Origin of the sequence: Cupriavidus sp. SS-3, from assembly GCF_035818815.1 — a bacterium.
GTDB lineage: Bacteria > Pseudomonadota > Gammaproteobacteria > Burkholderiales > Burkholderiaceae > Cupriavidus > Cupriavidus taiwanensis_C.
Map to the genome: position 1 here is coordinate 1 of NZ_JAYLVT010000032.1, position 12,707 is coordinate 12,707.

A 12,707-nucleotide genomic window follows, 5' to 3' on the forward strand; every position below is an offset into this window, starting at 1 on the left:
GCGCCGGCTGGCCCAGGGCCTTGCCCAGCGCGTCGATCTCGGCGGCCAGCAGCGGGCCGGCGCAGGCGATCGGCGCGTATTTGGCGATGCCGTGGGTGGTGGCTTCGGCGCGGTGCGCGGTGCCGAAGGCGTCGTTGACGTAGACATCGCATAGCCGCGCCATCTTCTGCGCCAGTTCGTCGCTGTTCCTCTTCTCACCCTGGTTCATGCGGCAGTTTTCCAGCAGCACCACCTGGCCGGGCGGCACCTGGAAGCCGCCCTCGATCCAGCCGGACAGCAGCGGCACCTGACGGCTCAGCAGTTCCGACAGGCGGCGCCCCACCGGCGCCAGGCTGTGGCGCGGGTCGGGCTGCCCCTCCTCGGGCCGGCCCAGGTGCGAGGTGACCATCACCGCGGCGCCCGCCTGCAGGCAGGCCGCGATGGCGGGCACCGAAGCGCGGATACGGGTGTCGTCGGTAATCTGTCCGGCGGCGTCCTGCGGAACGTTGAGGTCGGCGCGGATAAAGACGCGCTTGCCGGCCAGCCCGCCATTGGCGAGCAGCGCGGCCAGCGTGTGCGGCGCCGGGGATTGCGGGAACGCGTGCGCAGCATGGTATTCGCTCATCATGGCCTCCTGCTAGCGGGCACTGGCCAGCGCCACCGCGGTATCCAGCATGCGGTTGGAGAAGCCCCATTCGTTGTCGTACCAGGCCGATACCTTGACCAGCGTGCCGTTGACCTTGGTCAGGGTGGCGTCGAAGGTGGACGAGGCCGGGTTGTGGTTGAAATCCACCGAGACCAGCGGCGCCGCGTTGTAGTCGAGGATGCCCTTGAGCTCGCCCTGCGCCGCGGCCTGCAGGATGCCGTTCACTTCCTCGACCGTGGTGGGCCGCGCGGCGACGAAGGACAGGTCGACCAGCGACACATTGATGGTCGGCACGCGCACCGCAAAGCCATCCAGCCGCCCGTCCAGCTCCGGCAGCACCAGCCCCACCGCCGCGGCGGCGCCAGTCTTGGTGGGGATCATCGACATGGTGGCCGAGCGTGCGCGGCGCAGGTCTTCGTGGTAGACGTCGGTCAGCACCTGGTCGTTGGTATAGGCATGCACGGTGGTCATCAGGCCGTTCACCACGCCCAGCTTTTCATGCAGCGGCTTGACCAGCGGCGCCAGGCAGTTGGTGGTGCACGAGGCGTTGGAGATGACCGTGTCGGTCGCCTTGAGCACGTGGTGGTTCACGCCATAGACGATGGTGGCATCGACGTCCTTGCCGCCGGGGGCGGAGATGATCACCTTCTTCGCGCCGCCCTTCAGGTGGGCCGAGGCCTTGTCCTTGGTGGTGAAGAGGCCGGTGCACTCCATCACCACATCCACGCCCAGCTCGCCCCACGGCAACTCCGCCGGGTTGCGCTGGGCCAGCACGCGGATGCGGTCGCCGTTGACGCGGAAGGCATCGCCATCGACCGCGACCTCGCCGGGAAAGCGCCCGTGAACGGTGTCGTACTGGGTCAGGTGGGCGTTGGTCGCGGCGTTGCCGAGGTCGTTGATGGCGACGATCTCGATGTCGTGCCGCCTGCCGCCTTCATAGTGGGCGCGCAGCACATTGCGGCCGATGCGGCCATAGCCATTGATGGCAACCTTGATAGTCATGCTGTCTCCATGTCGTTGTCTTGAATCCTTGCCTGCGTGGCGCGCTGGCGCCGGATCAGGCCGCCGGTGCGAGCCAGGCAGGCGTCAGCAGCGCCGGCAATGCCTCGAACGAATCGACCAGCGCATCGGCGCCGAGCGCCGCCGGCCCACCGGGGCCGGCGTAGCCATAGCGCACCAGGCAGACCGGCATGCCGGCCGCGCGCGCCGCCTGCACGTCCACCGGTGAATCTCCCACCAGCACGCCATGCGCGGGATCGACGTCGAGCAGGCGGCAGGCATGGAGCAGCGGTTCGGGATCGGGCTTCATCTGCGCAATCGAATCGCCGGCGACCAGCACTTCCAGATACGCGGCCAGGCCGGTCATGGCCAGCAGCGGCACCGCCAGCGCGCGCGGCTTGTTGGTGACGCATGCCAGGCGATAGCCCTCGCGCCGGAGCGCGGCGAGGCCGTTCTCCACGCCCGGAAACACGGTGCCGAGACGGCCGTTGGTGCCGGCATAGTGGCGATGGAACAGCGCCACCGCGTCGGCAGCGTCGATGCACGTGGCGAGTTGCGCGGTTTCCAGCACACGCCGCACCAGGTTGGGCACGCCGCGGCCGATAAATCCGGCCACGGTGTCGAACGGCAGCGGCGGGCTGCCGAGATCGGCCAGCATGAGGCTGGCGGCGCCGACGATGTCCGGCGCGCTGTCGACCAGCGTGCCGTCCAGGTCGATCAGCACCGCGGTGCAGGGCAGGGCCTGGGGGATATGGGCAGCCATCACGCGTCCTCCAGAACGGCCAGCGCCGCCGCGGCGACATGCTCCGGGGTCAGGCCGAAATGCTGGTACAGCGCCTCGGCGGGCGCCGACTCGCCAAAGGTGTCGAGGCCCAGCGCCCTGCCCCGCTCGCCCACCACCGCGCGCCAGAACCAGGTACTGCCGGCTTCGATGCTGACGCGCGGCACGCCTGGCGGCAGCACCCTGTCGCGGTACGCCGCGTCCTGTGCGTAGAACAGTTCGACGCAGGGCATCGACACCACGCGCGCGGCGATGCCGGCATCGGCCAGCTGCGCGGCCGCGCGCATGGCGATCTCCACTTCGGAGCCGGTGGCGACCAGCACCACGCGTGGTGCCGGCGCCCCCGCCGCATCACGCAATACGTAGCCGCCGCGCGCGATCGCGTCGCGCTGCGCCGCATCGCGCGCGAACGGCGTCAGTGCCTGGCGCGACAGCACCAGGCAGGTCGGACCGTCCTCGCGCCGCAGCGCGGCAAGCCACGCGCAGGCGGTTTCGGCGCCGTCGCAGGGGCGCCAGACCCGGTTGTTGGGAATCAGCCGCAGGCTGGCGGCGTGCTCCACCGGCTGGTGCGTGGGGCCGTCCTCGCCCAGGCCGATGGAGTCATGGGTCAGCACGTGGACCACGCGCAGGCGCATCAGCGCGGCCATGCGGATGGCGTTGCGCGAGTAGTCCGAAAAAGTCATGAAGGTGCCGCCGTAGGGAATCAGCCCCCCATGCAGCGCAATGCCGTTCATCACCGCGGCCATGCCGAACTCGCGCACGCCGTAGCTGACGTAGTTGCCGTGGCCGGCATGGTTGACCCAGACCGAGGCCTTGACGTTGGTCAGGTTGGAGCCGGTCAGGTCGGCCGAGCCGCCCAGCAGCTCGGGCAAGGCGGGGGTCAGCGCCTCCAGGCACAGCTGGGAGGCCTTGCGCGTGGCGATCTTGTCTTGCAGCGGCGATGGCGCATCCAGCAGCGCCAGCAGCTGCGCATCGAAGCCCTCGGGCAGGCGGCCCTGCACGCGCCGCACGAACGCATCGCCCAGTTCCGGGTAGGCGGCGCAATAGCCGGCGAAGCGCGCCTCCCATTCGGCCTCGCGCGCGGCACCTTGCGCGCGCGCATCCCAGGCATCGGCCACATCGGCCGGCACCGTGAACGGTGGCGCTTCCCAGCCCAGCGCCGCGCGCATCGCGGCGATTTCGGCCGCGCCCAGCGGCGCGCCATGCACGTCGTGACCGCCGGCCTTGGCCGGCGCGCCCTGGCCGATCACGGTGCGGCAGCAGATCAGCGTGGGCCGGTCGCGCTCGGCCTTGGCGGTATGCAGCGCGGCGTCGATGGCGTGCGCATCGTGCCCGTCGACGCCGGCGATCACATGCCAGCCGTAGGCAGCAAAGCGCTGCGGGGTGTCGTCGGCAAACCAGGCAACCACGTCGCCGTCGATGGAAATGCCGTTGTCGTCGTACAGGCAGATCAGCTTGCCCAGCCCGAGCGTCCCCGCCAGCGAGGCGGCCTCGTGGCTGAGCCCTTCCATCAGGCAGCCATCGCCCAGGAACACATAGGTGTGGTGGTCGACGATGTCGAAGCCGGGCCGGTTGAAGGTGGCCGCCAGCAGCTTTTCCGCCAACGCCATGCCGACGGCATTGGCCAGCCCCTGCCCCAGCGGTCCCGTAGTAGTCTCGATGCCCGGCGTCACGCCGACTTCCGGATGGCCCGGCGTGATCGCGTGCAGCTGGCGGAACTGGCGCAGCTGCGCCATCGGCACGTCATAGCCGCTCAGGTGCAGCAGCGCATACAGCAGCATGGAGGCATGGCCGTTGGACAGCACGAAGCGGTCGCGGTCGGGCCAGGCCGGGTTGGCCGGGTTGTGGCGCAGGTGGCGCCGCCACAGCACTTCGGCCATCTCCGCCATGCCCATCGGTGCGCCGGGGTGGCCGGACCGGGCCTGCTCCACCGCGTCGGCGGCAAGAAAGCGCAGCGCGTTGGCGCAGCGCGCCGCGGAGTCGATGCGTTCGGGTGCGTTCATTCCGGCTCCTTACTGGGTGGCGCGCTTGCGGCGTTCCATCATGCGCAGCACGAAGGGCGTGAAGATCAGCTGCATGGCCAGTTCCATCTTGCCGCCCGGGACCACGATGGTGTTGGCGCGCGACATGAAGGAGTCGTGGATCATGCTCAGCAGGTACTGGAAATCGATGCCCTTGGGGTTGGCAAAGCGGATCACCACCATGCTTTCATCGGGCGCTGGAATCTCGCGTGCGATAAAGGGGTTGGAGGTGTCCACGCACGGCACCCGCTGGAAATTCACATGCGTGCGCGAGAACTGCGGGCAGATGTAGTTCACGTAGTCCGGCATGCGGCGCAGGATGGTGTCGGTCACGGCCTCGGTCGAGTAGCCGCGCTGCTTCTTGTCGCGCCACAGCTTCTGGATCCACTCCAGGTTGATCACCGGCACCACGCCGATCAGCAGGTTGGGATACCGCGCGATATTGACCTCGTCGGTGACCACGCCGCCGTGCAAGCCCTCGTAGAAAAGCAGGTCGGTGTCGTCCGGCAACGGCTCCCATGGGGTGAAGGTGCCGGGTTCCTGCCCGAACGGCGCCGCTTCCTCGGGGCTGTGCAGGTAGTGCCGGTGCACGCCGGTGCCGGTTTCCGAATAGGAACGGAACAGACCTTCCAGCTCGCTGAACAGGTTGTTCTCTTCGCCGAAGTGGCTGAAGTTCATGTTGCCGGTACGCTCGGCCTCGGCCATCTTGATCTTCATCTCGGCGCGGTCGTAGCGGTGGAAGCTGTCGCCCTCGATTACCACCGACTTCACGCCCTCGCGCCGGAAGATGTTTTCGAAGGTACGGGTCACCGAGGTGGTGCCTGCGCCGGAAGAGCCGGTGATGGCGATGATGGGATAACGTTCTGACATGGCCAGGTGCCTCAGGCGGACGCGCGGAACAGGCTGCGCTCGTTGAACAGGGGATTGGGAAGATCGGGGTCGGTCTGCTCGTTGTGGTAGCGCTCGATCCGCTCCACTTCATGGCGCGAACCGAAGATCACGCCGATGCGCTGGTGGAGCGCGCCGGGCGCCACCGACATCAGCGCCTGGCGGCCGGTGCTGGCACGCCCGCCGGCCTGCTCCATCAGGAACGCGATCGGGTTGGCTTCATAGAGCAGGCGCAGTCGTCCCGGCCTGGCCGGATCCTTGGTGTCGCGCGGGTACATGAAGACGCCGCCGCGCATCAGGATGCGGTGCGCCTCGGCCACCATCGATGCGATCCAGCGCATGTTGAAATCCTTGCCCCGCGGCCCGGTCTGGCCGGCCAGGCACTCCGATACGTATTGCCTGATGGGCGCCTCCCAGAAGCGGCTGTTGGACGCGTTGATGGCGAATTCCCGGGTATCGGCGGGCACGCGCAGGTCCGGATGGGTCAGGAAGAACTCGCCCAGGTTGGGATCCAGCGTGAAGCCATTGACGCCGTTGCCCACCGTCAGCACCAGCATGGTGGTGGGGCCATAGAGCGCGTAGCCCGCGGCCACCTGCGCCGTGCCGGGCTGCAGGAAGGCCTGCTCGGTGACGTCGGTGGTGCCCTCCGGCGCGCGCAGTACCGAGAAGATGCTGCCCACCGAGACATTGACGTCGATGTTGGAGGAGCCATCGAGCGGATCGAACACCAGCAGGTACTTGCCGCGCGGGTAGTGCGCCGGGATCTGGTACGGCGCCTCCATTTCTTCCGAGGCCATGGCGGCGAGGTACCCGCCCCATTCGTTGACGCGCAGGAAGGTGTCGTTGCTGAGCACGTCCAGCTTCTGCTGGACCTCTCCTTGCACGTTGATGGCTGCGCCGGCCGCGTCCGCGCCGCCGGCCCTGCCGTGCAGGCCGCCCAGCGCGCCGAAGGCCACGGCGCGCGCGATCTCCTTGCAGGCCATGGCGACATTGAGGATCAGGCCGTTGAAGCCGCCGCTGGCGTCCGGGTAGCGGCGGCGCTGCTCGATCAGGAACTGCGTCAGGGTCATCCTTTGCACTTCAGGCATGACAGGTCTCCTCTGGATTGGCTATGTGTTCTTGTGGGGGGCGGCATGCCCGCTACGTGGCGGCGGCCTCGCGCAGGCGCCGCAGGATGCCCGCGTAGCCGCCATCGACGTCCGGCGCGCCGAAGACAGCGCTGCCGGCGACGTAGGTGTCGGCGCCCGCGCGCGCAATCGCGCCGATGTTGTCGGCCTTGACGCCGCCATCGACCTCCAGCCAGACCTCGCGCCCGCCGGCCGCCTGCTGCCGGTCGATGCGTGCGCGCACCTGGCGCACCTTGTCGAGCACGCCGGGGATGAAGGCCTGGCCGCCGAAGCCCGGGTTCACGCTCATCAGCAGCACCAGGTCGAGCTGCGCCAGCGTGTGGTCCAGCCAGCCCAGTGGCGTGGCCGGGTTGAGCACCAGCCCGGCCCTGCAGCCGTGGTCGCGGATCAGCGCGATGGTGCGGTCCACATGGCGGCTCGCCTCCGGATGGAAACTGATGATCCCCGCGCCGGCCCGGGCAAACAGCGGGATCAGCGCGTCCACCGGCTCCACCATCAGGTGCACGTCGATGGGAACCGAGACCAGCGGGCGGATCGCCTCGCACACCATCGGCCCGATGGTCAGGTTGGGCACGTAGTGGTTGTCCATCACGTCGAAGTGGATCAGGTCCGCACCGCCTGCCTCGACCGCGCACACCTCTTCGCCCAGCCGCGCGAAGTCGGCCGACAGGATCGACGGGGCCAGGCGGACCGCGTGCGGGCCACTGGCTTGCTGGTGGGTGGCGGTCATGTCAGGCTGCCTCGAACAGGGTGCCGCGATGCCAGGCGCGCAGCGCGGCCAGGTCGGCCCAGCGGTGCGCCGCTCCCGGCAGCGGCGCAAGTGGCTGCGCCGGATCGCCCAGGTGCGGCAGCACCAGCAGCGCGCCGTCGAAACGGTCGTGGCCGGTGTAGGCCGTGGGCGTGACCACGGTGGCAATGCCAGCCGCCTGCGCAGCGCGCAGCCCGTTTTCCGAGTCCTCGATCGCCAGGCACTCAGCCGCTTCCAGGCCAAGCCGCTCGAGTACGGCCAGGTAGACGTCCGGCGCGGGCTTCTTGACCGCGGTCGTGCCGGCATCGCAGATGGCGGCGAAGCGTGCGCGCCAGTCCGCACCCAGCGGCGTGCGCAGCAGCACGTCCAGGTTGGCCGGCGTGGTGGTGGTGGCAATGGCGATGGGCACGCCGGCGCGGCCGGCCTCGTCGATCAGCCGCGCAATCCCCGGGCGCAGCGGCAGCTGGCCGCTGCCGACCAGTTCGGCGTAGTGGCGGGTCTTGACGGCATGCACCGCGTCGATCGTTTCCCCGACCTTGCAGCCGCGCGCCTCTTCCGGGTCGACCATGCGCCAGTAGTGCAGCAGCCGCTCCTTGCCCCCTGCCACCCTGAGCAGGCGCGTGTAGAGGGCTTCGTCCCAGCACCAGTCCAGGCCGACTTCGGCAAAGGCGGCATTGAAGGCCCGCAGGTGCGCGCTCTCGGTATCGGCAAGGGTGCCGTCGACATCGAAGATCAGGGCTTTCATGGTCTACTCCGCGGCCGCAGCCTGCGCAAACACGCGGCTGGCAAGCAGGTCCGCGGCGGTGATGGTGGTGAGGGCACGGTCGTCCACCGCGATGCCGGGCTGGCCCAGCAGACGCGAGGCATGGCGCAGCCGCGCGCGGTCCAGCGCATTGCGCACGCTGCGGGCGTTGGCGAAATGCGGTTGCGCCATGCGGCGGGCCAGGTAGTCGGCAAACAGGGCCCGGCTGTCGTCGTCGAACTGGTACTGCATCTCGTCCAGCATCAGCTCGGCGATGCGGCGCAGCTCGTCGAGCTGGTAGTCGGGAAAGTCGATATGGTGCGCAACGCGCGACGACATGCCCGGGTTGGACTCGAAGAAGCGGTCCATGCGGTCCTTGTAGCCGGCCAGGATCACCACCAGGTCTTCGCGGTGGTTCTCCATCACCTGCAGCAGGATCTCTATCGCCTCCTGGCCATAGTCGCGCTCGTTCTCCGGGCGGTAGAGGTAGTAGGCCTCGTCGATGAAGAGCACCCCGCCCATGGCCTTCTTCAGGATCTCCTTGGTCTTGGGCGCGGTATGGCCGATGTACTGGCCGACCAGGTCGTCGCGGGTCACCGCCACCAGGTGGCCGCGCCGCACGTAGCCCAGCTGGTGCAGGATCTGCGCCATGCGCATGGCCACTGTGGTCTTGCCGGTGCCGGGATTGCCGGTGAAGCACATGTGCAGGCTGGGCGCACCCGCGCTGAAGCCGCGCGCGGCGCGCAGCTTGTCCACCAGCAGCAAGGCGGCGATATCACGGATGCGCGCTTTCACCGGCTTCAGCCCGATCAGCTCGCGGTCGAGCTGGGCCAGCAGTTCGGTGATGCCCGAGCTGGCCAGCGATTCGGCGAGAGATCCCGGCACGGCTGCGGGCGCCGCTGGGGGCAAAACGCCAGTCGACTGCAGCGGCGCAGTGGTTTCGGGTGCGGACATGACGGCTCCCTGAGAGTCAATCGATCAATCGGTTCGCGGAATTCGAGGCGAAGCGTCCCCCCGGCGCGCGGCGATCAGGCCGCGCGGCCGCGGGCGTGCAGCGTCAGGAAATCACTGGCGGCAGCGCCGTGGCGGCGCTGCGCGGCTCAGCCGGGGCCGCTCAGTAGCGGCTGCCCTCGGGCCGGGCCTGCACGGCGTAGCTCTCGATCGAGTAGCGCAGCGTGCGGCCGGGCTCTTCCTGCCGCACCAGGCGGAAGCCCGGCTCGTCGGCGGGACGATTGACGATGAACGACATCACCACCGATTCCACCGTATGCGTCGAGTCGAAGGCCGTGACGCGGATGTAGTGGTTGGGAAAGGTGTTGCGCGCGTTGTTGATCTCCAGCAGGATGCCGGCGGCATCGCGCAGGTCGAACATCGGCAGCCCGAACATCTCCCAGTAGGTGTTGCGCGGATGCGGGTCGTCGGTGTATTCGATGCCGACAGCCCAGCCCTTGTTCAGGCAGTATTCGAGCTGCTTGGTGATCTGCTCGTCGGTCAGTTCGGGCAGGAAAGAAAAGGTGCCTTGGGTGATACGCATGATGTCCTCTCGTTCTGTGGTGTTCGCGGTGGTGGCATCCAGCCAGGGTCAGGCCACCGAGGCGGTGGGCACGAAGTCCGAGGTATCGGTCGGCGTGTAGTTGAAGGTGATGTCGCCCCAGGTGTCCAGCGCGGCGCGCAGCGGCCCGCACCAGCGCGCGGCATCGCGCAGGATCTCCGGCCCTTCGTTGAGGATGTCGCGCCCCTCGTTGCGCGCCAGCACCATTGCCTCCAGCGCGACCCGGTTGGCGGTGGCGCCGGCCTGGATGCCTTGCGGGTGGCCGATGGTGCCGCCGCCGAACTGCAGCACCACGTCGTCGCCGAACAGGCTGATCAGCTGGTGCATCTGGCCGGCGTGGATGCCGCCCGAGGCCACCGGCATCACCTTGCGCAGCGAGGCCCAGTCCTGGTCGAAGAACAGCCCGCGGGTCAGGTCGGTGTGGGTGTAGGCATCGCGGCAGACGTTGTAGTAGCCCTGCACGGTCAGCGGATCCCCTTCCAGCTTGCCCACCGCGGTGCCGGTGTGCATGTGGTCCACGCCGGCCAGGCGCAGCCACTTGGCGATCACGCGGAACGACACGCCGTGGTTCTTCTGGCGCGTGTAGGTGCCGTGGCCCGCGCGGTGCAGGTGCAGGATCATGTCGTTCTGGCGGCACCAGTTGCTCATCGACTGGATGCAGGTCCAGCCCACGATCAGGTCGACCATGATGATGACCGAGCCCAGCGACTTGGCGAACTCCGCGCGCCGGTACATCTCTTCCATGGTGCCGGCGGTCACGTTGAGGTAGCTGCCCTTGACCTCGCCGGTGGCGGCCGAAGCCTTGTTGACCGCATCCATCACGAACAGGAAGCGGTCGCGCCAGTGCATGAAGGGCTGCGAGTTGATGTTCTCGTCGTCCTTCATGAAGTCCAGCCCGCCCTTCAGGCCCTCGTACACCACGCGGCCATAGTTGCGGCCCGACAGGCCGAGCTTGGGCTTGGTGGTGGCGCCCAGCAACGGGCGGCCGAACTTGTCCAGGCGCTCGCGCTCGACGATGATGCCGGTCGACGGGCCGGCGAAGGTCTTCACATAGGCCACCGGGAAGCGCATGTCTTCCAGCCGCGCCGCCTTGATCGGCTTGAAGCTGAACACATTGCCGATGATCGAGGCGGTCAGGTTGGCGATCGAGCCCTCCTCGAACAGCGACAGGTCATAGGCCACGTAGCAGAAGAACTGCTCCGGGTTGTTCGGCACCGGATCGACCCGGTAGGCCTTGGCGCGGTACATGTCGCACGCGGTCAGGCGATCGGTCCACACCACCGTCCAGGTGGCGGTGGAGGATTCGCCGGCCACCGCGGCGGCGGCCTCGACCGGGTCCACGCCATCCTGCGGCGTGATGCGGAACAGCGCCAGCAGGTCGGTGTCCTTGGGCTCGTAGTCCGCGTCCCAGTACCCCATTTCCTTGTACTTCATGACGCCGGCGTCATAGCGCTTGCGCGGCTTGGCCTGGACCGGTTCGGGTGCGTTCATGCTTGTCTCCTTGCGTGGTTGAGCGTTCGTGGCTGCTGCGTTGATGCAAAGATATAAGCGCCCCTCTATAAGGTAAATTCAGATATTCTTAGTCACTGCATAAGCTATCCCTTAAGTGCGACCCAGACCGCACATCATGGGACCGTCCAAAAGCCGCCCCCACTGCCCATGTCCTTCCTGCGCGCCCTCACCCTTCGCCAGCTGCAGATCTTCGTCACCGTGGCCAGGCACGCCAGCTTCGTGCGCGCGGCCGAAGAGCTGCACCTGACCCAGCCCGCGGTGTCGATGCAGGTCAAGCAACTGGAATCCGTGGTGGGGCTGGCGCTGTTCGAACGCGTCGGCCGGCAACTGACGCTGACCGAACCCGGCGACCGCCTGCTGCACCATGCGCTGCGCATCCTGGGCGAGGTCAAGGATGCCGAGGAAGGACTGCAGGCAGTCAAGGACGTCGACCGTGGCTCCATCACGATCGGCCTGATCAGCACCGCAAAGTACTTTGCGCCCAAGCTGCTGGCCGGCTTCACCGCGCTGCACCCGGGCGTGGAGCTGCGCATCGCCGAAGGCAATCGCGAAACCCTGCTGCAGCTGCTGCAGGACAACGCCATCGACCTCGCCCTGATGGGCCGCCCGCCGCGCGAGCTGGACGCCGTCTCCGAACCCATCGCCGCGCATCCGCACGTACTGGTGGCCTCGCCGCGGCACCCGCTGCACGACGCCGCGCAATTCGATTTGCAGGAACTGAGGCACGAAACCTTCCTGCTGCGAGAACCCGGCTCAGGCACCCGTACCGTCGCCGAATACATGTTCCGCGACCACCTGTTCACGCCGGCCAAGGTGATCACCCTCGGCAGCAACGAGACCATCAAGCAGGCGGTGATGGCCGGCATGGGTATCAGCCTGCTGTCTCTGCACACCATGGCGCTGGAGCTGCGCACCGGCGAAATCGCGCTGCTGGACGTGACCGGCACGCCGATCGAGCGCATCTGGCATGTCGCGCATATGGCGAGCAAGCGGTTATCGCCGGCGGGGGAAAGTTGCCGGGCTTATTTGCTGGAGCATGCGGCGGAGTTTTTGGGGAAGGAGTTTAGTGGCTTGTTGGCGAGGAGGCGTGGGGGGCGGTGACGGTCATGCCATTCCCAGGAGCGTGCGATCATCCGTACCGGGGCGCGTGACAAACCGCTCCATCACCCGTAAGGTCTTACAAACATCACCGACCTCAACCGGAGGACAGAACGATGACGAAATACCTGATCTCCTTTCCCGCAACGGCGATGAAAGTTCCCGCCGAGGAACTCGCCGCCGTGGGCGAAGCTGCGCGCGAGGTCATACGCGAGGCGAAGGCTGCAGGCGTTTACGTGTTCGGTGGCGGTATCAACGCGAATGTCGCACCGCTCATGGTCGCCGCAGACGGCACCGTCACAAGCGGAACCTATCCCCAGACGAAGGAGTTCGACGGGGGCTTTTGTGTCCTGCAGCTCCCGTCGCGCGAAGCCGCTATCGTGTGGGCTACCAAGATCGCCAAGGCTTGCCGCTGCTCGCAGGAACTCCGCGAGTTTGGGGATGATCCTGAGAGTTGAGGGCGGAGTCGGTCCAACTGCGATCGAGCTGGGCTTTGCGCGTTGAACGGAAGCTTTGTGACAAAGCGAAGGGCAGCAGCAATACAGTGTTTACCGCCTCCCTTCGCTCCCCTACCCGCTTCAAAAATACGTGCGACGACTGACTTTCGTTATGGT

The 12,707-nt window shown here is 67.7% G+C and carries 13 protein-coding genes; 2 read left to right on the top strand and 11 right to left on the bottom strand.

Annotation, left to right across the window (positions count from 1 at the left end; genetic code table 11):
* From pgk to U9J39_RS29145, 11 genes are all read right to left on the bottom strand, one after another.
* Positions 1-607 (bottom strand): phosphoglycerate kinase (gene pgk / locus U9J39_RS29095; RefSeq protein ID WP_326348765.1); only part of this gene is annotated, 607 nt, incomplete at its 3' end.
* A gap of 9 nt (positions 608-616) precedes the next feature.
* The gene (gap, locus tag U9J39_RS29100; RefSeq protein WP_326348766.1) at positions 617-1,627 is read right to left on the bottom strand and encodes a type I glyceraldehyde-3-phosphate dehydrogenase; all 1,011 of its coding nucleotides are present in this window, start codon (positions 1,625-1,627) and stop codon (positions 617-619) included.
* Positions 1,628-1,682: 55 nt separating this feature from the next.
* Entirely contained in the window at positions 1,683-2,387 is a 705-nt protein-coding gene (gene gph, locus U9J39_RS29105; protein ID WP_326348767.1) for a phosphoglycolate phosphatase, read from the bottom strand.
* On the bottom strand, positions 2,387-4,408 hold the full coding sequence (gene tkt, locus U9J39_RS29110; RefSeq protein ID WP_326348768.1) for a transketolase: 2,022 nt from the start codon (positions 4,406-4,408) through the stop codon (positions 2,387-2,389). Before tkt ends, gph begins: the two co-directional genes overlap by 1 nt.
* Before the next feature lie 9 nt (positions 4,409-4,417).
* On the bottom strand, positions 4,418-5,296 hold the full coding sequence (locus U9J39_RS29115; RefSeq protein WP_116314147.1) for a phosphoribulokinase: 879 nt from the start codon (positions 5,294-5,296) through the stop codon (positions 4,418-4,420).
* Between the two features lie 11 nt (positions 5,297-5,307).
* Positions 5,308-6,402: a class 1 fructose-bisphosphatase gene (locus U9J39_RS29120; protein ID WP_115713660.1), complete on the bottom strand. Its 1,095-nt coding sequence runs from the start codon at positions 6,400-6,402 to the stop codon at positions 5,308-5,310.
* 52 nt (positions 6,403-6,454) lie between these two features.
* On the bottom strand, positions 6,455-7,171 hold the full coding sequence (gene rpe, locus U9J39_RS29125) for a ribulose-phosphate 3-epimerase (protein ID WP_326348769.1): 717 nt from the start codon (positions 7,169-7,171) through the stop codon (positions 6,455-6,457).
* 1 nt (position 7,172) lies between these two features.
* Positions 7,173-7,934, bottom strand: a complete 762-nt coding sequence (locus tag U9J39_RS29130) for an HAD family hydrolase (RefSeq protein ID WP_115713662.1) — start codon at positions 7,932-7,934, stop codon at positions 7,173-7,175.
* Positions 7,935-7,937: 3 nt separating this feature from the next.
* Positions 7,938-8,885 carry a CbbX protein gene (gene cbbX / locus U9J39_RS29135; protein WP_326348770.1) on the bottom strand — a complete coding sequence of 316 codons (948 nt, stop codon included), beginning with the start codon at positions 8,883-8,885 and terminating at the stop codon, positions 7,938-7,940.
* Positions 8,886-9,045: 160 nt separating this feature from the next.
* Positions 9,046-9,465, bottom strand: coding sequence for a ribulose bisphosphate carboxylase small subunit (locus U9J39_RS29140; RefSeq protein ID WP_012356507.1), 420 nt, complete (start codon positions 9,463-9,465; stop codon positions 9,046-9,048).
* 48 nt (positions 9,466-9,513) lie between these two features.
* A complete protein-coding gene (locus U9J39_RS29145; RefSeq protein WP_111516948.1) occupies positions 9,514-10,974 on the bottom strand; it encodes a form I ribulose bisphosphate carboxylase large subunit in 1,461 nt (486 codons plus the stop codon).
* 168 nt (positions 10,975-11,142) lie between these two features.
* Between U9J39_RS29145 and U9J39_RS29150 the strand changes: the two genes are divergently transcribed.
* Both U9J39_RS29150 and U9J39_RS29155 read left to right on the top strand, forming a co-directional pair.
* A complete protein-coding gene (locus U9J39_RS29150) occupies positions 11,143-12,096 on the top strand; it encodes a LysR family transcriptional regulator (protein WP_115683387.1) in 954 nt (317 codons plus the stop codon).
* A gap of 113 nt (positions 12,097-12,209) precedes the next feature.
* Positions 12,210-12,551, top strand: a complete 342-nt coding sequence (locus U9J39_RS29155; protein WP_198036071.1) for a YciI family protein — start codon at positions 12,210-12,212, stop codon at positions 12,549-12,551.
* Positions 12,552-12,707: the final 156 nt, after the last annotated feature.

Excerpts from the sequence above, each read along its gene's own strand:
- gap (WP_326348766.1), bottom strand. The coding sequence starts at position 1,627 with ATGACTATCAAGGTTGCCATCAATGGCTATGGCCGCATCGGCCGCAAT.
- gph (WP_326348767.1), bottom strand. The coding sequence starts at position 2,387 with ATGGCTGCCCATATCCCCCAGGCCCTGCCCTGCACCGCGGTGCTGATC.
- tkt (WP_326348768.1), bottom strand. The coding sequence starts at position 4,408 with ATGAACGCACCCGAACGCATCGACTCCGCGGCGCGCTGCGCCAACGCG.
- U9J39_RS29115 (WP_116314147.1), bottom strand. The coding sequence starts at position 5,296 with ATGTCAGAACGTTATCCCATCATCGCCATCACCGGCTCTTCCGGCGCA.
- U9J39_RS29120 (WP_115713660.1), bottom strand. The coding sequence starts at position 6,402 with ATGCCTGAAGTGCAAAGGATGACCCTGACGCAGTTCCTGATCGAGCAG.
- rpe (WP_326348769.1), bottom strand. The coding sequence starts at position 7,171 with ATGACCGCCACCCACCAGCAAGCCAGTGGCCCGCACGCGGTCCGCCTG.
- U9J39_RS29130 (WP_115713662.1), bottom strand. The coding sequence starts at position 7,934 with ATGAAAGCCCTGATCTTCGATGTCGACGGCACCCTTGCCGATACCGAG.
- cbbX (WP_326348770.1), bottom strand. The coding sequence starts at position 8,885 with ATGTCCGCACCCGAAACCACTGCGCCGCTGCAGTCGACTGGCGTTTTG.
- U9J39_RS29140 (WP_012356507.1), bottom strand. The coding sequence starts at position 9,465 with ATGCGTATCACCCAAGGCACCTTTTCTTTCCTGCCCGAACTGACCGAC.
- U9J39_RS29145 (WP_111516948.1), bottom strand. The coding sequence starts at position 10,974 with ATGAACGCACCCGAACCGGTCCAGGCCAAGCCGCGCAAGCGCTATGAC.
- U9J39_RS29150 (WP_115683387.1), top strand. The coding sequence starts at position 11,143 with ATGTCCTTCCTGCGCGCCCTCACCCTTCGCCAGCTGCAGATCTTCGTC.
- U9J39_RS29155 (WP_198036071.1), top strand. The coding sequence starts at position 12,210 with ATGACGAAATACCTGATCTCCTTTCCCGCAACGGCGATGAAAGTTCCC.